17 protein-coding genes and 1 pseudogene are annotated in these 19,534 nt (G+C 72.7%); 10 read left to right on the top strand and 8 right to left on the bottom strand.

Annotation, left to right across the window (positions count from 1 at the left end; all coding sequences use genetic code 11):
• Window positions 1–245 (bottom strand): annotated as a pseudogene (locus H958_RS35620) (ISNCY family transposase); the annotation flags it as partial.
• A gap of 141 nt (window positions 246–386) precedes the next feature.
• A complete protein-coding gene (locus H958_RS0106940; protein WP_156027757.1) occupies window positions 387–833 on the bottom strand; it encodes a hypothetical protein in 447 nt (148 codons plus the stop codon).
• A 117-nt stretch (window positions 834–950) separates the two neighbouring features.
• Here H958_RS0106940 and H958_RS48665 point away from each other — a divergent pair, with 117 nt between their 5' ends.
• The 5 genes from H958_RS48665 to H958_RS0106970 all read left to right on the top strand — a co-directional run bounded on the left by H958_RS48665 (window position 951) and on the right by H958_RS0106970 (window position 6,787).
• On the top strand, window positions 951–2,036 hold the full coding sequence (locus H958_RS48665; protein WP_156027758.1) for a sigma factor-like helix-turn-helix DNA-binding protein: 1,086 nt from the start codon (window positions 951–953) through the stop codon (window positions 2,034–2,036).
• 316 nt (window positions 2,037–2,352) lie between these two features.
• Entirely contained in the window at window positions 2,353–2,871 is a 519-nt protein-coding gene (locus H958_RS35625; protein WP_037409663.1) for a hypothetical protein, read from the top strand.
• Between the two features lie 18 nt (window positions 2,872–2,889).
• Window positions 2,890–4,191 (top strand): argininosuccinate synthase, encoded by a 1,302-nt coding sequence (locus H958_RS0106960; protein ID WP_081685681.1) that lies wholly within the window; start codon window positions 2,890–2,892, stop codon window positions 4,189–4,191.
• A gap of 187 nt (window positions 4,192–4,378) precedes the next feature.
• A complete protein-coding gene (locus H958_RS46005; protein ID WP_156027759.1) occupies window positions 4,379–4,522 on the top strand; it encodes a hypothetical protein in 144 nt (47 codons plus the stop codon).
• A 48-nt stretch (window positions 4,523–4,570) separates the two neighbouring features.
• Window positions 4,571–6,787: a hypothetical protein gene (locus H958_RS0106970; RefSeq protein WP_156027760.1), complete on the top strand. Its 2,217-nt coding sequence runs from the start codon at window positions 4,571–4,573 to the stop codon at window positions 6,785–6,787.
• Window positions 6,788–6,797: 10 nt separating this feature from the next.
• Here H958_RS0106970 and H958_RS35630 read toward each other — a convergent pair whose 3' ends face one another.
• The 4 genes from H958_RS35630 to H958_RS47410 all read right to left on the bottom strand — a co-directional run bounded on the left by H958_RS35630 (window position 6,798) and on the right by H958_RS47410 (window position 10,348).
• Window positions 6,798–7,454, bottom strand: a complete 657-nt coding sequence (locus tag H958_RS35630) for a GntR family transcriptional regulator (RefSeq protein ID WP_051323947.1) — start codon at window positions 7,452–7,454, stop codon at window positions 6,798–6,800.
• Window positions 7,455–7,704: 250 nt separating this feature from the next.
• Window positions 7,705–8,649, bottom strand: coding sequence for an ornithine cyclodeaminase family protein (locus H958_RS0106980; RefSeq protein WP_028058125.1), 945 nt, complete (start codon window positions 8,647–8,649; stop codon window positions 7,705–7,707).
• Window positions 8,646–9,284, bottom strand: coding sequence for a GntR family transcriptional regulator (locus H958_RS35635; protein WP_196807261.1), 639 nt, complete (start codon window positions 9,282–9,284; stop codon window positions 8,646–8,648). Before H958_RS35635 ends, H958_RS0106980 begins: the two co-directional genes overlap by 4 nt.
• A gap of 8 nt (window positions 9,285–9,292) precedes the next feature.
• A complete protein-coding gene (locus H958_RS47410) occupies window positions 9,293–10,348 on the bottom strand; it encodes a hypothetical protein (protein ID WP_028058126.1) in 1,056 nt (351 codons plus the stop codon).
• Window positions 10,349–10,504: 156 nt separating this feature from the next.
• On the opposite strand from H958_RS47410, the gene dnaE reads away from it, so the two are divergent.
• Complete coding sequence (gene dnaE / locus H958_RS35640) at window positions 10,505–14,026, top strand: DNA polymerase III subunit alpha (RefSeq protein WP_037409664.1); 3,522 nt, start codon at window positions 10,505–10,507, stop codon at window positions 14,024–14,026.
• A gap of 33 nt (window positions 14,027–14,059) precedes the next feature.
• Here dnaE and H958_RS0107000 read toward each other — a convergent pair whose 3' ends face one another.
• Window positions 14,060–14,929, bottom strand: coding sequence for a deoxyribonuclease IV (locus H958_RS0107000; RefSeq protein WP_028058127.1), 870 nt, complete (start codon window positions 14,927–14,929; stop codon window positions 14,060–14,062).
• A 39-nt stretch (window positions 14,930–14,968) separates the two neighbouring features.
• On the opposite strand from H958_RS0107000, the gene gltX reads away from it, so the two are divergent.
• The 4 genes from gltX to H958_RS0107025 all read left to right on the top strand — a co-directional run bounded on the left by gltX (window position 14,969) and on the right by H958_RS0107025 (window position 18,582).
• Window positions 14,969–16,309 (top strand): glutamate--tRNA ligase, encoded by a 1,341-nt coding sequence (gene gltX / locus H958_RS0107005; RefSeq protein ID WP_037409763.1) that lies wholly within the window; start codon window positions 14,969–14,971, stop codon window positions 16,307–16,309.
• A 121-nt stretch (window positions 16,310–16,430) separates the two neighbouring features.
• Window positions 16,431–17,528, top strand: a complete 1,098-nt coding sequence (locus H958_RS0107010; protein WP_081685683.1) for an HDOD domain-containing protein — start codon at window positions 16,431–16,433, stop codon at window positions 17,526–17,528.
• A gap of 60 nt (window positions 17,529–17,588) precedes the next feature.
• Window positions 17,589–17,864, top strand: coding sequence for a hypothetical protein (locus tag H958_RS47415; RefSeq protein ID WP_051323949.1), 276 nt, complete (start codon window positions 17,589–17,591; stop codon window positions 17,862–17,864).
• A 325-nt stretch (window positions 17,865–18,189) separates the two neighbouring features.
• On the top strand, window positions 18,190–18,582 hold the full coding sequence (locus H958_RS0107025) for an RrF2 family transcriptional regulator (protein ID WP_028058130.1): 393 nt from the start codon (window positions 18,190–18,192) through the stop codon (window positions 18,580–18,582).
• 16 nt (window positions 18,583–18,598) lie between these two features.
• Here the strand turns inward: H958_RS0107025 and H958_RS42930 are convergent, their stop codons facing one another.
• Complete coding sequence (locus H958_RS42930; protein WP_051323950.1) at window positions 18,599–19,411, bottom strand: SCO family protein; 813 nt, start codon at window positions 19,409–19,411, stop codon at window positions 18,599–18,601.
• Window positions 19,412–19,534 lie beyond the last annotated feature (123 nt).

The raw sequence follows: 19,534 nt of genomic DNA on the forward strand, positions 1-19,534 counted from the left end.
AGCGTCTCATAGCCCCAGCCCGACCGCGCCTTGACGATCATCAACCGCACGAACCTGTCCATCGCCACCGTCGGGCGCCCGAACCACACGGCGTCCTCGGCCCACGACGCCTCGATCGGCGCCAACACCCCCGGCTCGGCCAGCAACTCGTCCAGCGCCGCGAGATCCGCGGGCAACTCGGCCACTTGCACCGGCAGCCCGAGATCAAACAACGACTCCACCTGTCCGCCCGACAAGCGCAGCACAGCCAACCTCCAAAATCGCCCGATTTGCAGGCAAATGATCCCTACCGCGTCGGACGGAACCGCGTCAACGACCGCGACTATTTCCGGGGCAAGTAGCTAGAGATCCGCACGAGGCGCCGGCCGTCCGGCGTGCACCCCTCGTCACGGCCGCGCGGTCCAGCTGACCTTGCCGCTGTCGCACGTGTCCACCCGCTTGCCGCTCGCGTCATGGAAGTCGCCGCTGAGGCGCGACACGGCGGTCACCTTCCGGCTCGTGAGCCTGCCACTGACCGAGCCGCGGTAGTCGGTCTTCGTGCCGTCGCCGTTGTCGGTCTTGACCGGCCCGTAGCGGCTCTCGAAGCGCCCGCCGCCGGCGAGCCTGAGGTTCGCGAAGCGGTCGCGGTTGACGATCGGCGCGCCGTGTCCGCACTTGAAGGAAAGCGCGACGACGAGCTTGGCGATCGACTTCCCGTCACGCGCCTCCTGCACGACGACGGGCCAGCGCTGCGACGTCTCGCCGCCGTAGACGACGCCTGACGGCGCTCCGGCGGCCGGCGCGGCCGAGAGGAGCGCCGCCAGCAGGGCACCGAGCCCGATTCCCCTGCGCATCATCATCGATCCAGTGTCGCGAATCGCTCCGGTTTGAAGCGCATCGCGTCCAGGGAAGGATGGATGGTGGAGAGCGGAGTGCGCAAATGGCCCCTCGTAATCTGCGGTCTGGCCGTGATGGCCGCGGCGCCGGCCTCGGCGCAACTGCCGCCCGTGCCCAGCGTGCAGCCGCGGCCGGTGCCCACCGTGCCGCTGCCGGTGCCGACCTCGGTCCCAACGGTCGTCCCGCTCCCGACCGCGGTTCCGACGGCGGTCCCGTCGGTGGGTCCCATCCCGATCCCGACCGTGCCCGGCACCGGCGGAGCGTCGCCGCCCTCATCGTCTGGCTCGGGCGGGGGATCGGGCGGCTCGGGAGCGCCGTCGGGCGCGGCTGCGCCTACCCGTTCAGGCAGCTCGCCGGGGTCTGGCACGGGGTCCGGCTCAGGCTCCGGTGGTTCTTCCGGCTCAAGCGGGTCCTCGGGCTCCGCCGGACCGTCCGGCTCGTCCGCTTCGCCCGGCGGTTCGAGAACGGCGCGAAGGGAGTCCTCCGGCGGGAGGCCGAAGGGCTCCGGCGGCTCGGGAGGACGGCGAGCGCAGCCGGCCGGCGGCTCGTGCGCCGGCGGCGCGTGCACTGAGCTGCGCGACCGCCGCCTGCGCTTAACGGTCCTCGCACGCCAGGCCTGCCTCGGCGGCCTCTCGAAGCCCCAGCGCCGCGTGCTCGTGCTGCGCGCCGGCGTGGGCGCGGGCGAGAGCCGCTCGCGCGCAGCCGTCGCGCGGCGGCTGAAGACGAGCGTGCGCCGCGTCGCCAAGCTCGAGCGCCGCGGGCTCCGGCGCCTGCGCGCGCTGTGCGGCGGGACCCGCGCCGCCGGCGGAGCGCCTGCCACGACGGTGGCGGCGCGCGAGGTGTCGGCGCCCGTCAGCGCGGCGGCCGCCGGCGACCCGTCCCGCACACGGCGCAAGCCCGCAGCGGGCGCGCCGGATCGTGTCCCCTCGACCGTCAAGCCGCCGGCGGCGGGCGGCGTGGAGGGGAACACGGCGACGAACGTGCCTCCGCCCGTGGACCGCGTCGACCTGCTCGTCCCGCTGCTCCTCGTCCTGCTCGGCCTCGCCGGCTTCGTCGTCGGCCGCCTCCTGCGCCGCGCACCGGCTCCTGCCGCCGCGCCACCCGAAGAGCCGCCGCCCGATCCTCCTCCGCCCAGGTCGTCCTGGACCGACTGGCCGTAGAGCCGACGCCGCGGCGACGTGGTGGAGCAGAACGCGGCGACCGGGGCACGTCGCCGCGATCCCCACTGCACGCGCACGCGCGCGACTACGGGTCCACATCCGGCGGCGCTACGCGGCTCGACGACCAGGGGCCGGACGTGTCCGCGAGCGCGGCGACCAGCAGCGCCCCGCGAGGTCGCCGGCCGTCGACGCGAGCGCCGCCCGGAAGGGCGACGTTCGCGAACGCGTCCCCGGCGCCGATCGTCGAAGCGTGGATGCTTCCGCACGCCCCGTGACTAACGTGTCATGCCGCGGCATGCTTGACTGACTTCGAACCATGGACCTGCGCGACCTCCTGGCACAGCTCGATCTCCCGCCCGGCGACCACTACTACCGGGCGCGCATCCCCTGTCGCGAGGACGAGCAGCTGGCGCGCGTCGTGCGCGCGTTCAGCGAGGCGTCCCCCGGACGCCAGGCCGTCTTCCGCGAAGCGATCGACGGCGTGCGCGCCGGATTGCTGCTCGTCTTCTCCGAGCGCGTCGCGGCGCTCGCCGTGCGGCTCGAAAGCTCCGAGCCGCTCGTGCAGGGGCTCGTCGCCGCGTCGCTGGCGCAGGAGGGCGACCCGCGCGAGGCGCTGGCCGTGCCGGCGCTGCACCGCCGCAGCGCGGAGCGGCTCGGGATCGACGGCGGGCGCATCTTCGACGAGGCCGCGGGCCGCACCGATCTGTCGGGCGCGCGCTGGCTCGCGGACGTGCGCGACGCCGAGGACAGCCCCGAGGACGTCGGCTACGAGGAGGCCGACGACGGCGAGGGCTTCCGCTACGAGCGCGTCGTCGCACGGCAGCGCCGCTGGTAGTTCGTAGGCTGTCTCGCCGTGAACGACGAGCAGCCCCGCGATCCCCACACCGAGGTCCACCGCGTCGCCGATCCCGACGCGACCCGCGTAGCGAGCTATCTGGCCCAGCCCGGCGAGGTCGGGCGAGTCCTGCTGCTGTACTCCGGCGGTCTGGACACGAGCGTCATGCTCAAGTGGATCCAGGACGAGTACGAGGCGGAGGTCGTCGCCTTGACCGTCAACCTCGGGCAGCCGGGGGAGGACTACGACGTCGTTCGCGGCAAGGCTATGCAGCTCGGCGCGCTCGACTGCCACGTCGTCGACGCGCGCGAGGAGTTCGCGTCGGAGTACGTGGCGCCGGCGATCCGGGCCAACGCCGACTACGGCGACGGCTATCCGCTCTTCACCGCCCTCGGGCGCCCGCTGATCGCCAAGCTCGCGGTCGAGTACGCGCGGCGGACCGGCTGCGACACGATCGCCCACGGCTGCACCGGCAAGGGCAACGACCAGGTCCGCATCGAGGCGACGATCGCCACGCTGGCGCCGGAGCTGAAGGTGATCGCGCCCGTGCGCTCGTGGCAGATGGGGCGCGACGAGGAGATCGCCTACGCGCGCAAGCACGGGATCCCCGTCAAGGGCGGGACCGAGACCGCGCCGTACTCGATCGACGACAACCTCTGGGGCCGGTCGTCCGAGGGCAAGTGGATCGAGGACCTCGCGCACGCGCCGGACGACGACGTCTTCCAGCTCGTGACGCGCCCCGAGCTCGCGCCCGACGAGCCCGAGATCGTGACCGTCGGGTTCGAGGCCGGCGTCCCGGTGTCCCTCAACGGTGAGCGGCTGAAGTTGGTGGATCTGCTCGAGCGCGCGGCTTCGATCGGCATGAAGCACGGTGTCGGGATCGTCGACCACATCGAGGACCGGATCGTGGGCCTGAAGGTCCGCGACATCTACGAGGTGCCGGCGGCCGCGATCCTACTGAAGGCGCACCGCGAGCTGGAGCGGCTGGTCGGCACCATCCACCAGAACCAGTTCAAGCCCGAGCTCGACCGCAAGTGGGCGTACCTGGTCTATGCGGGCCTGTGGTGGGAGCCGCTGCGCGAGGACATCCAGGCGTACGTCGAGCACGTCAACACGCGCGTGACGGGAACCATCGGGCTGAAGCTCTACAAGGGCTCGGTGCGGGTCGTGACGCGTGAGTCGCCGAACGCGGTCTACGACGCCCAGCTCGCCACGTTCGCCGATTCGGGAGGCCTGTTCTCCCAGTCGGCGTCGCCGGGCTTCATCGAGATCTGGTCGCTGCAGTCCAGGATGGCGCGCCGCGCGCGCGGGGACCAGTAGCGCGAACTCGTCCGGGCGCGGCGGCCCACCGCCGCGCCCTGACACGGTGCCCTTCGGGGTCCCGCGCCGGGCGCATCTCGGCGACCCACGCGCGCCGTGGGCGTCTCCGCCCGGCCGCGCGTATCTCGCGGATACCGCCACGAGCCGGGCACGTCTGCCGGCAGGCCCTGGCGGGTACCCCGGGAGCATGTTCTACTCGTTGCTCGGCCGGGTCGCCTGGTTCGTCGCCAAGCGGTTCCTGCGCCGCCGCTCCGGCCCGAAGCCGGTGCTCGCCGGCGGCACGCTCGCGCTCGCCGCCGCGCTCGTCGCCCTCCGCGGGCGTCTCAACTAGCGCGCCCGCCGGGTTGCCGCCGGTCCGCCTGGCAGGATGGCGGGCCACATGGCAGACCCGACGCCTTCAACGCTGCCCGGCCGGCCGGCCGGGCCTGCGGTCGAGTTCGCCGAGTGGCTCCCTGCGCTGGGCGGGAGCCGGCTCTTGCGGGTCCACGGCGAAGCGCCCACCAGCACGGCACCCACGCTGGTCCTCAACACGCCCACGGGCGAGCAGCGGATCGCGCCGCGCGCCACGTCGCGCTTCACGCGCGCCCAAGAGTGGCGAGCGTCCTACCTCATCGCGCCCGAGCTCGTGACGGCCGGGTGGTCCGAGACGACCCTCGAGTGGCCGGACGGCATCCGCCTCGCCCTGCCGGACCCACCCGTCGAGCCGCGCGCGGAGGTCATAGACCCCTCCGTGCTCGCGAGCCTCCGAGCCCTCCGCTTCCCACGCCCAACGGAGTCCCCGGCTCCGGCGGCGCCCCCGACCTCGCACGACACGGCCTCGGCCGTCCCCGAGGCTCCCGCACCGCGCGCCACCGCCCCGGCGCCGTCTCTGCCCGGCGATGCGGCGCTCGAGGCGCCGTCTCCCGCCGCCGGCGCGGCGCCCGAGGCCGCCGCGCCCTCTCCGGTCGCGCCTGCCGCACCATCTCCGGCCATCGACGGCGCTCCCGCCGTTCCCGCGCCCGACGCCCCGCTGTCCGATACCTCCGCGGCTCCCGCAGGCCATATCGAGCCGTTCCAGCGGGCGTCTCTGGGATCGGCGGCCCGCTCATGGGCAGACCCACCGGACATCTTCGCGGGCTCGGTGTTCGAGGCGGAGGCCGTATGGACCGCGAAGCGCGCCGAGCTGGAGCGCGAGCTCGGCCGCGCGGCGGAGGCGATCGCTCGTGCAGCGGAAGGCGAGCGGGCCGCGCGGGACGCGGTGCTGGCCGCCCTCGCCGGCGTGCGCGCCGATCTCCGCGCCGCGCGCGCGGCTCGCGCGGCGGACCAGAGCGCGCTCGCCGCGCTCACGGCGGAGCTCGAGGCCGAGCGCATCACTCACGCGGTCGCCCGCCGCACCGCCGCGGATCTCCGCATGGCGCTCGCGCAGGCGCGGCGCGAGCGCGCCAAGAACGAGGCCGCCGAGGCCCAGCTCGCGGGAGCGCAGCGCGACGCCGACGTCGCGCGCGGCGAAGCCGAAGGGCTGCGGACGGCACTCGAAGCCGAGCGCAGCGCCCGCGCCCACGTCGAGGAGACGCTGCGGGAGTCGCGCGAGGAGGGCTCCGCCCTGATGCAGCGCATCGCCGAGCTCAACCGCGCCGCGGCGAGCGACGCCGACGCGTTCGCCCGCCGCGCGCGCGAGCAGACGGAGTCCGCGGCCGCCGCCGCCCGCCGCCCCGACCAGGAGACCGGCGAGCTCCTCGCGAACCTCGCCGCGGCCGCCGCCACGCTCCGGGCGTCTCGTCCGGTCGACCAGTCGCCCACGAGTGCCGGCTTCGACGCGGCCGGCGATCGCGTCGCTGCCGGAGCGCCGAGCGGCGAGTCCGAGGCCGGCGCCGTGGACAGCTCCGCGATCGCCGAGGCGCGGCCGCTTCGCCGCGTCCTCGTGGCGCTCGCCGAGCACGACCCCGTGATCGCCGGCGAGATCCTCGTAGGGCTGCTTCCCGCGCAGGGACCGCTGCTCGACGAGCCGCTCGCGTACGACCTCACCATCGACGGCATCGGCACGTTCGCCGTGACGGTGCAGGACGGCGTCGCGACCGTGGAGCCCCTCCACAAGGCGCGATCGCGGCGAGCGGCCCGGTTCGAGCTTCGGTCGGACGCGCTGACCCTGGCGGAGCTGCTCGCCGGCGGGGAGCGGCGGATCGGGCGGTTCACGGGACGCGCCCGCGTCACGCGGCGCCGGCGCAAGGCGCGCGTGCTGCGCGCACTCCCCGCCGCGCAGATGAGCCTCGCGGAGGCCGTGCGGGCCGGCGCTCGCCTGGACCCCGCGCACGTCTTCGCCGCGCTGCCGTTCGCGATCGATCCCTCGTGGACCTCCGGCCACGCGTTCACCGTCGCGCAGCAGGTCACCGAGCCCGAGCCGCGCACGTGGTACATCACCGTCGACGACGGCGCCGGCGTGACCGTCGGCGAGTCCGAGCGTCCCGCCGACGCGACCGTGACGATGACCCGCGCCGCCTTTGACCGCCTGCTCCGCGACGAGCCGTCGGCGGCCGGCGACCGCCCGCTCGTCCGCGGCGATCGCGCGGCCGTCTCGCTGCTCAAGGAGTGGACCGACCGCGCCCGCGGCGCGGCCTGAGCGCCGGCCCTCAGGCCCCGTGGGTGACCGCCAGCGCGCGGGACTCGCCCCGCCGCAGGTGGTCGAGCAGCGCCGCTCGCGCTGAGGGGCCCGGTGCGTGGACGATGACCTCGAGCAGTGCCGCGTGGTCGGCCGCGAGCTCGTCGAGATCGGACGCGACGCGGTCGGCGATCGCGAGCACGACGCGGAGCTCGCGCAGCGCCGCCTCGGCCGCCACGCGCAGGCGGCGCGAGGACGTCGAGGCCACGAGCGCGAGGTGGAACGCGGCGTCCGCGGCGACCGCGGCGCGGCCGTCGCCCGCCTTCGCCGCCTCGGTCATGCTCAAGACCGCGGCCCGCAGCCACACGTCGTCCGCCGGCCGCCGCCGGACGAGCGCCTCGAGCCCCGCGAGCTCCAGCGTCCGCCGCGCCGCGTACAGATCGCGCACGTCCTCGACGGACAGCCGCGCGATCTCGGGGCCGCGGTGCAGCGAGTGCACCACGAGGCCCTCGCGCTCCAGCTGCCCCAGCGCCGCCCGCGCGAGGTCGCGCGCGACGCCGAGCCGCCGCATGACCTCGGTGTCCGGCAGCGCCGTCCCAGGCGGGTACTCGCCGCCGAGCACGATGTCGCGCAACGCCTCGACGACGTCGTCGGCGGGGGAGGTGCGCTCGAGTGGCAGCAGCGTCATCTGCCACTCCTCAAAACGGTGCGTCGCCGCGCGGACACGCCCGAGCGCGCTCTGGTCCGCGCACGGACAACGCGCCCGTATCCGGGGCGGCGAGGGGTTCGCGACGGCCGCAACGCCCTGCGGGCGGCACGGGACGCCATGGGGCCGGCGTGCGTGACCACTTCAACGATGCTCTGAGGATCGCAGTCCACTGTCAAGTAACACAGTGTCAACGGTCCGCGCGCCGGTACCTGCCCGAATGACCGGTCTGTCAGCGAACAGGCATCCCGGCGGCGCCGGCCTCGAGCGCCCGGGTGACGAGCAGCGTGCCGATGGCCGCGTCCTGCACGCCGATTCCCACCAGGTCGCACACCGTGACGTCGGACTCGCGCGTCCGCGAGGGCAGCGTCCCGAGCGCCGCGACGTCCTCGAGCGCCACCGCGTGCGCAGCCAGAGCGTGCTGCAGCTCCCCGTTGACCGCGGCCACCGGCGGGTGATCGGCCACCACCAGGTCCGCCTCTCCCAGCACCGCCGCCTCGACCTCCTGCTTGCCGGGCATGTCGGAGCCCACCGCCGTCAGGTGCGCGCCCGGACGCAGCCAGCCGGAGCGGATCAGCGGCGCGCGGGAAGCCGTCACGGTGACGACGAGGTCGGACCCCCGCACCGCGGGTTCGAGCTCGGACACCCCGTCCGCCTCGACCCCGAACCGTGCCCGCAGCTCCAGCGCGCACTCGCGCGCCTGCGCCACCCGTCTCGCCCACACGACGATCCGCCGCGGCGACCGGACCCCGAGCAGCGCCTCGACCTGGAACCGCGCCTGCCCGCCCGCGCCGACGACGCAGACCTGCTCCAGATCGGCACGCGCGAGCAGCGACGCGGCCAGCGCGCCCGCCGCCGCGGTCCGCAGCTCGGTCAGCAGCCCGCCGTCCATCACGACCGCGGCCGCCCGCCCGTCCAGGGCCGACAGCACGAGCGAGATGCCCGAGGCGCCGGCAGCCGGGAATCCGGTCGCCGCCTTGACCGACCAGAACGCGTCCCCGTGCAGCCACGCGCCCTTCACGTGCCCCTCGCCGCCGCCCGGGAACTCGAAGTCCATGATCTCCGGCACCGTCGCCTCGCCCCGCGCGAGTCGCACGAACGCGCCGCGCACCGCCTCCAGCGCGTCGGCAGGGGCGATCAGGGCCCGGACGTCGTCCGCGCCCAGCAGCAGCGTCACCGCCGCGCCACCACCGAGCGGGCGCGCCCCTCGCCGTGCGCCAGGTGATCGAGCAGCGCCCGGCGCGCGACCGCGGCGTCGCCGCCGGCGATCGCGTCCAGGAGCGAGCGGTGCCCCGCCACCGCCACGTCGAGGTCCGCCGTCGCGCGGTCCGCCGCGCACAGGACCAGCCGCACCTCGCGCATCGCCCGCTCCGCCGCCGCGACGAGCCGGTCGACGCCGGTCGCTGCGACGATCGCGAGATGGAACGAGGCGTCCGCCTCGACGCCCTCGGGCACGCTGCGCGCCGCCGCGAGCGCGTCGAGCGCGTCCTCCAGCCCGCCCAGCGACCCGGTGCGGAGCAGCGCGTCGAGCCCCGCGCCCTCCAGCACCCGGCGCGCGCCGTAGACGTCCTGGATGTCGCGCTCGGTCGGGCTCGCCACCCGCACCCCGCGGTGGAGCGTCTGCACCACCAGCCCGTCGCGGGCCAACTCGGCCAGCGCCTCGCGCGCCGTCCCGCGCGACACGTTCGCGCGCGCCGCCAGCTCGGTGTCGCGCAACGGCGAGCCCGGAGGCAGCGCCCCAGACAGGAGTTCGTCCCTCAGCAGGTTCGCGAGCATCGAGCTCGTCGACGCCCGAGCCACCCGCAACGTCACGCCCGACATCATCCCGCCACCGTCGTCGCGGCGCGCCGGATCGCCGCGATCTCGGCCACCTCGGTGGTGGTCAAGGTCTCGGTGCACAGCACGAGGTCGTCGCCGTCGACGATCGTGCGTACGCTCGGATCGCCCGCGGCGAGCGCGTCCGCGAGCCGCGCGCCGCCCGGCACGACGACCGCGTTGACCGGCCCGTCCACGATCCGCTCGTCGAGCGTGAAGTGCTTCAGGACCGCGCCCGGGAAGGCGCCGGCCAGCTCGCGCGCGAGGCGCGCGTATCCCTCCCAGCGCGCGGCATGGTCGAGCGCGAACCATTCCTCCAGCGCCGCCACCGTCGCGGCGATCGTCGCCCGGTCGAGCTTGAACGCGCGCCCGAATGTCCGCCACGGGCCGGATTCGTAGCCGGTGAAGTCCAGCGCGGCGAGGTCGGCGATCCGCTCCCGCCGGCCGGCCACGAACCCGCCGGCGTTCGGCCCCCAGAAGTACTTGGCCGAGAAGCAGGAGAAGTCGGCGCCGGACGCCCAGCGCCCGAGCTCGGAGGGCGGATGGCTCAGATATGCGGCGTCGACGACCACCGGCACGCCGAGCTCGCGCACCGAGGCCAGCGGCTCCCCGGCATCGTCCAGGTGGGCCGGATGGAGGATCGCGACGGGGGAGAGCTCCAGGCCCTCGGCGAGCGAGTCGACCGCGACGACCCGCGCCCCGGAGAGCGCGGCGCACCGCGCGTACCTGTACGCCGCGTGCGCGCGCTGAATGAGCACGACGGCGTCGGTCGCGGGCAGCGCCTCGCCGACCGCGCCGTCCCCGCGCGCGATGCACGCGGCCACCGACAGCGCGATGCCCGCCGAGGCACCCGGAACCACCCGGGCCGCCTCGGCGGACACCAGTCCCGCGATCCGCGCGCCGGCTCCCTCCAGCAGATCCGGCACGGACGCCCACGTCCTGTTCGCCTCGGCCGCCGCCGCCCACACCGCGGGGCTCAGGCATGAGCCGCCCAGGTCGGTGTAGATACCGCACGCATTGATCACGCGTCTGACCCCCAACGCGCTGTAGACCCCCTCCATGCGTCGGATTGTCCGACGATCCGACAACCGCTGTCAAGGTTCCCTCGACCACACCTGGACCAGCCGCCGGTCCACAACGCGCGGCCGCGAACTTCGGCGCAAGATGCGGGCGATGCCCGGGATCGCGTCCGGCAACCCGCCTATCGTTTCCGGCCCGTGAGCAGCCCCTCAGTCGCCCACCTGCACGTCCACTCCGAGTACTCGCTGCTCGACGGCGCCTGCAAGATCGACGCGCTGGCCGAGCGCGCCGCAGCGTACGACCAGCCGGCCATCGGCCTCACCGACCACGGCGTGATGAACGGGTCGGTCGAGCTCTACAAGGCCGCCAAGAAGCACGGCATCAAGCCGCTGCTCGGGCTCGAGGCCTACTACGTGGACGATCGCCGTGTGCGCGATCGCAAGGTGGAGCGCAACCACCTCACGCTGCTCGCGCGCAACGACGAGGGGTTCAGGAACCTCACGACGCTCTCCAGCAAGGGCTTCCTCGAGGGCCTGCACCGCGGCAAGCCGGGCGTGGACATGGAACTGCTCGCGCAGCACGCCGAGGGCGTGATCTGCCTGACGGGGTGCCTCGCGTCGCGCTCCAGCCAGCGCATCGTCGCCGACAACCTCGGCGAGGCGCGCGCGCACCTGGACGAGCTGGTGCAGGTGTTCGGGCCGGAGGACGTCTACTTCGAGGTCCAGAAGAACGGCCTGGACGAGCAGGAGCAGGTCAACGCGGCGATGAAGCGCTTCGCCGCCGAGATGGGCCGCCCGCTGGTCGCCACGGCGGACGTGCACTACCTGCGCCGGGAGGACTTCCACCACCACGCCGCGCTGCTGTGCGTGCAGACGAAGTCGACGCTCGCGGCGCCGAAGATGTCGTTCTCCACCAACGAGTTCTATTTGAAGAGCTCGGAGGAGATGGCCGAGTCGTTCAGGGACTTCCCGGGCGCGCTGGAGGCGACGCTGGAGATCGCCGAGCGCTGCGACGTCTCGATCGCCCTCGACGGCCAGCTGATCCCGCGCTACGACTGCCCCGGCGGGGTGGACGAGAAGACGTACCTGCGCGAGCTCGTGCTGGAGGGGCTGCGCGAGCGCTATGGCGACCCGCCGCCCGCGGCCGCCGTCGAGCGCATGGAGATGGAGCTCGGGGTCATCGACCGGATGGGCTTCAACGCCTACTTCCTGATCGTCTGGGACTTCGTCAACTACGCCAAGTCCAACGGCATCGCGGTCGGCCCGGGCCGTGGCTCGGCGGCCGGCTCGATCGTGGCGTACTGCCTGCAGATCACGGACGTCGATCCGCTGCGCTACGACCTGCTGTTCGAGCGCTTTCTCAACCCCGAGCGCGTGTCGATGCCGGATATCGACATCGATTTCTCGGTGCGAGGGCGGGAACGCGTGATCCGGTACGTGACCGAGAAGTACGGTGCCGACCGGGTCGCGCAGATCATCACGTTCGGCAAGATGTTCCCGCGCGCGGCGACGCGCGACGCGGCGCGCGTGCTCGGACACGACTACGGGGTCGGCGACCGCCTGGCGAAGCTCATCCCGGATCCGATCATGGGCCGCCCGCCGAGCTTCGACGAGTGCCTGCAGCCGGGAGCCGACCTGGCCAACGAGGTCGCTCGCGACCCGGTCGCCAAGCAGATCGTCGACGTCGCGCAGGGCCTCGAGGGCATCGTGCGCAACGCGTCGATCCACGCGGCCGCCGTCGTGATCTCCGACCGGCCGCTGACCGACATCGTGCCGCTGCAGCTGGCCGACGCCGGCACGGGCGAGGACGGTGGGAAGGTCTACCGCACGGTCACGCAGTTCTCGATGAAGCCCGTCGAGGAGCTCGGGCTGCTCAAGATGGACTTCCTGGGCCTGCGCAACCTGGACGTGATCGAGGACGCGCTGGACATCATCGAGCGCTCGGCGGGCGAGCGGCCGGACATGGCCACGCTGCCGCTGGACGACGCGAAGACGTACGAGATGATGGCCCGGGGCGACTCGATCGGCGTGTTCCAGTTTGAATCCGAGGGCATGCGCGAGGCCCTCAAGAAGGTCGGGCCGACCGAGTTCGAGGACCTCGTCGCGCTCGTGGCGCTCTACCGCCCGGGCGCCATGGACCAGATCCCGGCGTACGCGCGCGGGAAGCGCAACCCGGACACGATCACCTTCATCGACGACCGTCTGCGCCCGATCACCGAGTCGACCAAGGGCGTGATCCTCTACCAGGAGCAGGCGATGCAGATCGCCAAGTCCCTGGCCGGGTTCAGCGGCGCCAAGGCGGACGACCTCCGCAAGGCGATCGGCAAGAAGAACCGCGCGGCGATGGCGGAGTTGCAGCCGCTGTTCGTCGAGGGCTGCCGGGCGTCGGGCACCGCCCCGGACGTGATCGAGACCCTGTGGGCGACCAACGAGAAGTCGGCCGACTACTCGTTCAACAAGTCCCACGCCGCCTGCTACGCGCTGATCTCCTACCGCACCGCGTGGCTGAAGGCCAACTACCCGGCCGAGTACATGGCGGCGCTGATCTCCTCGGTGATGGACACCAAGGACAAGGTCCCGTTCTTCGTCAACCAGACGGAGGCGATGGGGATCGAGATCCTGCCGCCGGACGTCAACGAGTCAGACCACGAGTTCATGGTCGTGGAGGGCAACATCCGCTTCGGCCTGGACGCGGTCAAGGGCGTCGGCTACGCGGCGGTGGAGGCGATCAAGAAGGCCCGCGAGGACAAGGGGCCGTTCACGTCGCTGTGGGACTTCTGCGAACGCGTGGACGCGCGCACGGTCAACAAGCGCTCGATCGAGGCGCTGATCAACTGCGGCGCATTCGGCTCCACCGGCGCGACGCGCCGCGGAATGATCGAGGTGCTCGACGACGCGCAGGCCTCCGGCCAGCGCGCGCAGCAGGACGCACAGACGGGCCAGGGCTCGATCTTCGACCTGATCGACGCCAAGCCGGCCACCGACGCCTCGACGCCGTTCGCGGCGCCGAGCCACCGGCCGATCCCGACGCACGAGTACGACCGCACAGAGCTCCTCGCCAAGGAGAAGGAGTCGATCGGCATCTTCATCTCCGAGCACCCGCTCAAGCGCGTGCGCGAGGCGCTGAAGATGAAGGCCGACTGCTCGTGCGACAAGGTGATCGACCAGCGCGACGGCGACTGGGTGAAGGTCGGCGGCATGATCACCGAGTCCAAGAAGATCCGCACCCGCTCGGGCTCGCAGATGATGTTCGCGACGCTCGACGACCTCGACGGCTCGGTCGAGATCGTGGTCTTCGAGAAGTCGCTGGCCGCCGCCGAGGGCGTCGTGGCCAACGACGCGATCGTGCTCGTCCGCGGCCGCGTGGATCACAAGGAGGCCGGCAAGGTCTGCGTGATCGTGCAGGACGTCGAGGCGTTCGAACCGACCGACGCGGAGATCGCGAAGGCCAAGGCGCAGATCGCGAAGATCGCCGCGACGCAGCCGACCGCCTTCAAGCGCCGCGTCGACGCCGCGCAGCTGCCCGCGTCCGTCGTGGCCGACCTGCGCGAGCTGTTCGAGCGCTACCCGGGCGACATGGAGTTCGTGCTCGAGATGCACACGCGGACCGGCCTCCGGCGCCTGAAGTTCGGCGCCGATTACAAGGTCAAGGCCCGCGACGCGGGCTTCAAGGCCGAGCTCGAGGCCCTGCTGGGCCCCGCGACCGCCGTCGCCGCCTGAGCGGGGCCTCGCGCGCGTGGCGCCACGCGCGCCCTAGCCCTTCCTGCGCGCCTTCAGCCCCCGCTCGCGCAGGGCGAGCATGTTCTCGATGTCCTCGGGCTCGACGTTCTTGCCCTTGTGCCCGGGGCCCTCGAAGATCGCCGGCAGCCCGTCGAAGCGCGGCTCGGACAGGAACGCAGCGATGCCCGCCGCGCCGATCTCGCCGTCGCCGAGGTTCACGTGCCGGTCGCGGTTGGAGCCGAGAGCGTTGACCGAGTCGTTGACGTGCAGGGAATGCAGGCGGTCGAGCCCGACGATGCGGTCGAAGTCGTCCACGACCGAGGCGACGCTGTCCTCCGTGCGCATGTCGTAGCCGGACGCGTGCAGGTGACACGTGTCAAGGCAGACGCCGAGCCGCTTGCCGCCTCCAGACGCCTCGATCAGCGCCGCCAGCTCCTCGAACGAGCGCCCGAGCGTCCCGCCCGCGCCGGCCGTGTCCTCCAGGTGCAGGTCGCAGCCCTCGGAGGCGTCCAGCGCCTCCTTGATCACCTCACCGGCGCGCTTGATCGCCGCATTGACGTCTTCACTCTTCAATGCTGAACCGGGGTGCAGGACCACGCCGAGCGCCCCGAGCTGCGCTCCCGCGTTGAGCGCGAGCGTCAGCGCCTCGAGCGACTTCTCGCGGAACTCCGCCTTCTCGGAAGCGGGATTGAGCAGGTAGATCGCATGGATGATCACCGTCTCGATCGGCGAGCCGTCGAGCGCCTCCCGGAACGCTGCGACTTCCTCCTCCTTGTAGAGGCGGCCCTTCCACTGGCGCGGGCTCTGATTGAAGATCTGGATCGCGGTGCAGTGCCGCTCGTCGCCCCGCGCGACGGCGTTGGCGGGGCCGCCGGCGGGGGAGACGTGTGCGCCGATCAGCATGCCGGCGGGGCGTCGCCCTCGGGTGCCATGCTTGTGCCCATGAAAGTCCGCTTTCCTCCGTCGCCCACTGGGGCGCTGCACATCGGCAACGCGAGGACGGCACTGTACAACTGGCTTCTGGCACGAGGCTCGGGCGGACAGCTGGTGCTGCGGATCGAGGACACCGACCGCGAGCGCTCCACGAAGGAGAACGTGGACAAGATCTTCGAGTCGCTCGAGTGGCTCGGGATCGACTGGGACGAGGGCCCGATCTTCCAGACGCAGAACGCCGAGCGGCACGCGCAGGTGGTCCAGCAGCTGCTCGACGAGGGCAAGGCGTATCGCACGACGGCCGGCGCCGAAGAGGTCCGCGCCTACAAGGACGCCAACGACAATCGCGGCTTCCGCGGCGCCGACGAGGGCGAGGGCGCGGTACGCCTGCGGATGCCCGACGAGGGCACCACGGTCGTCTGCGACGTCATCCGCGGCGAGACGGCGTTCGAGAACGCCCTGCTCGACGACCTGGTGATCGCCCGCGCCGACGGCACGCCCATCTACCACCTCGCCGTCGTGGTGGACGACATGGACGAAGGCATCACGCACGTCGTCCGCGGCGCCGACCACTACTCCAACACGCCCAAGCACGTCCGCATATACGAGGCGCTGGGCGCCGAGGTCCCGGTCTACGCCCACCTGCCCCTGCTCCATGGGCCCGACGGCAAGAAGTTGTCGAAGCGCCACGGTGCCGCGTCGGTGCAAGATCTACGAGATTCCGGGTATTTGCGTGAGGCAGTCATCAACTACCTCGCGCTCCTCGGTTGGGGCTACGACGAGTCGACCACGTTCTTCACGATCCCCGAACTCCAAGAGCTCTTCAGCCTCGAGCGCGTCTCCAAGGCCCCGGCGGTCTTCGACGAGCAGAAGCTGCGCTGGGTCAACGGCCGCTACCTGCGCGGGCTGCCGCTCGACGACCTGACGGCTCGCCTGGAGGAGTTCACGGGCCGCACGGGGCTGCGTGACGCCGTCGCGATCACGCAGGACAAGATGTCGACGCTCGACGAGTTCTGGCCGCTCGCCGGTTCCTTCTTCGACGGCCCGTTCGACGACCCCGCGGCACGCCAGAAGTTCCTCTCCACGCCGGACCACCGGGACGCGCTGCAGGACGCCAAGGGCGCGCTGGAGGCGCTCCCGGAACCCTGGACGCCGGAGAACGTCGAGGAGGCGCTGCGCGCGGTCGTCGATCGCACGGAGCGCAAACCCAAGCAACTTTTCCAGCCGTTGCGCGTAGCTCTTACCGGAACGACCGTTTCACCAGGTATCTTCGAGACGGTCGCGCTCCTCGGACGCTCCGAGGGCCTGGCAAGGGTGGGAGATGCGCTCGACGCAGAGCAGGCGGGATAGGGAGGGGAAGATGGCGGGCGCCTCAACCATCGGTCCGCAGATGCCGATAGCGGGTCAAGGCGGCATATCCATGACCCCTGCCAACACTCCAGATCAAGACGATCCAGCCGATCATCAGCTCATGAGCACCGCACCCGCACCGGCCGCCGTAAAGGCTCGCGTCCGCGAGGAAGCGCCGTACGCGGTCGTGGGTCGCCCGCGCAACGAAGGCCACGGCAAGCGCCTCACGGCCGCCTTCGAGGCGCTCGAGGTGTTCCCGGCGCTCGCCGAGTCGCGCAACCGGCTGCTCGCCCTGATCTCCGAGGAGCGCCCGTCGATCGCCGACGTGGTGCGCGCGATCGAGTCCGACGTCGCGCTGGTGATCTCGGTCATGCGGCTCGCCAACGGCCTGGAGTCCCCGCGCCGCGGGCAGGTCGAGTCCGTCGTCGGGTCGGTCGAGGTGCTCTCGCCGGAGGCCGTCCAGCGGCTGGCGGCGAACGCCGAGACGTTCGAGTTCTTCGAGCGGGGGAAGACGTGGGACGCCGCTCCCGAGCGCTTCCGCCTGCACGCCGTCGCCGTCCAGCGCGCGGCGGACCGCCTCGCCGCCTCCGCCGGCTACGGCCACCGCGACCGGCTGCTCGTCACGGCGCTGCTGCACGACGTCGGCAAGCTCGTGCTGATGCACGCCTACCCCGGCTATCCGAAGCAGGTCCACGGACCGGCGCGCACGCCGGAGGAACGGCTGCATTACGAGCGCCGCGAGCTGGGCGTCGATCACGCGCTGGTCGGCGGCGTGCTCGCCCGCCGCTGGAACCTGCCGAAGGCCGTCGCGTCGGCGATCGAGCGTCACCATTCCGACGACGCCCAGGGCGACGCCGCGTTCGTCCGCCTGGCGGACATGCTCGCGCACTACTCGCAGGGCTCGCCGGTCTCCTCGACGGAGCTCCTGCGCGCCGCGCGCAACGTCGGCTTCGGGCCGAGCGAGCTGCGCGCCGTGCTCTACGATCTTCCGTACCCGAGCAACGACCGCCCGCGGGCGGTCGAGCCGTGCCCGCTCTCGGCGCGCGAGGTGGACGTCCTCAAGCGCCTCGCACAGGGCATGGTCTACAAGCAGATCGCGCTCGAGCTGTCGCTCTCCACGAGCACGGTGCGCACGCACCTGCACAACATCTACGGCAAGCTCGGCGCCGTCGATCGCGCGCAGGCGGTCCTGCACGCGACCGAGCGCGGCTGGCTCTAACTACCCGGAGTAGTCTCCGTCCCGTCCACGAACGGGGGCGCCGACGACGACGCCTCGGGCGTGATCGCGGTGGTCGAGATGGCGCGGGTGATGGCCACGCGTCACTTCGACGCGACGATCGGCATGGACGTGCAGGTGATCCACCGTCGCGACCGCTACCTGCGCGGCGGCGACCACATCCCGTTCCTCGAGCGCGGCTACGCGGCGGCGCGCTTCACGCAGCCCGATGCGACCAACGAGCACCAGCACCAGGACGTGCGGGTCCAGGACGGCTGCAGCACGGCGATCTGCCGCAGTACGTCGACTTCGACTACATCGCCCGCGTCGCGCGCGTGAACGCGGGCGCTCGCGTCGCCGGCGCGCGCGCCCGCCGCGCCCAAGAACGCCCGCACCATCACGGCGAACCTGACCAACGACACCACGCTGCGCTGGAACGCGAGCCCGGAGCCGGACGCCGCCGGCTACGAGATCGTCTGGCGCAACACCGACGAGCCGCGCTCGGACGCACACGATCCCGGCCGGCAACGTGACCGACTACACGGCCAACGGCATGTCGAAGGACGACTTCTTCTTCGGCGTGCGCGCGATCGACCGCGACGGCCATCGCAGCCCGGTCGCGTTCCCCGTCCCAGCGAGCCGATAGGCCTGTCAGGATGCGTGCGTGCTCTCGATCACCACCAAGTCGCCGTACGCGATCCGGGCACTGGCCGAGCTCGCCCGCTGCGGCGGCGCAGGCCCCGTCCCGATCGGCGAGCTCGCGCGCCGCCGCGACGTCCCAGTCCAGTTCCTCGAGCAGCTCTTCGCCGTCCTGCGCCGCGCGGGCGTCCTGCGCTCCCAGCGCGGCGTGAAGGGCGGTTACGCCTTCGCCCGCGAGCCGGGCGAGGTCACCGTCCTAGAGGTCGTCGAGCTGCTCGACGGCCGGCTCGGCGCCGACGCCGAGGGCATCTTCGCCGAGGCCGCGGACGCCGCCCGCGCCGTCCTCGCCAAGTCCACGATCGCCGACGTGGTCGAGCGCGAGAACCAGGCGGCGGGCGCGACGATGTACTACATCTGAGCCCCGCACCCGCGAGCTAGCGCTGGGTGAGCAGCCGCTTCAGGTCGGCGGCGAGCGAGTCCGGCGTGAGCTGCTCGAACGGGATGCCGACGCGCTGGATACCGCGCTTGTCGATCAGCATCACGTAGGCCGAGTGCTCGAAGTCGACCCCGGCGTGATGGCGGGCGCGTCCGCGGTAGCGCAGGTCGGTCGCGTCGGGGAACGGCTCCTGCGCCGCCGGCGGCGCGGACCGCTCGGGCGGCAGGTACGGGCGGCTCTTTACGCCGCCGCTCTGGAGGCGGTCGTAGGCGACCGCGGCGTCGCGCGCCTCCTGCGGCGTCGCGTTGATCGGGACGATCCCGTAGGCACGCCAGACCGGCCGCAGCGCGGCGCGCGAGCCGACCAGGAAGTGCACCGGGCCGCCGTAGACGCCGTACTTCTTCAGGAACGCGCGCGCCCGAGCCGGGGTGTCGCCGACCGGGTCGACGCTGACGCCGTAGACGAGCACGCGGCCGGCGAGCGGGCCGAGCTTGCCGACCGCCTGGACGATGTCGGCCGCCTGCGCCGGGCAGAGGTCGCGGCAGGTCGAGTAGAGGAACGTGAGGATGACGACGTGGCCGCGTGCCTGCCCGACCGTGATCGAGCGGCCGTCCTGGTCGTGCAGCCTGAAGTCGCGCGCCGGCTCGCGCGGCGGCGTGAACGACGCCCGCACGGTCGAGGGGTGATAGACCGTCGCCGCCAGCAGCCCGCCGAGGGCTCCGAGGATGAGGCACATCAGGATCGCCGGCGCGAGGCGGCGCAGTCGCCCATCGGCATGGGGGACGGGTTCGCTGCCGCTGGAGCGCTTCACGGTCTGCCTGGCTCTCTTTTCCGTGGCGCGCGGATCGCCGCGGCGCCGCGGCGCGAGCCTATACCGGGCTCGGCGCGGGATTCGCGATCCGCGGTCATCCACCCGACCGTTACACAGTTTTCT

The sequence above is a fragment of the Candidatus Solirubrobacter pratensis genome (genome assembly GCF_000425945.1).
Lineage (GTDB): Bacteria > Actinomycetota > Thermoleophilia > Solirubrobacterales > Solirubrobacteraceae > Solirubrobacter > Solirubrobacter pratensis.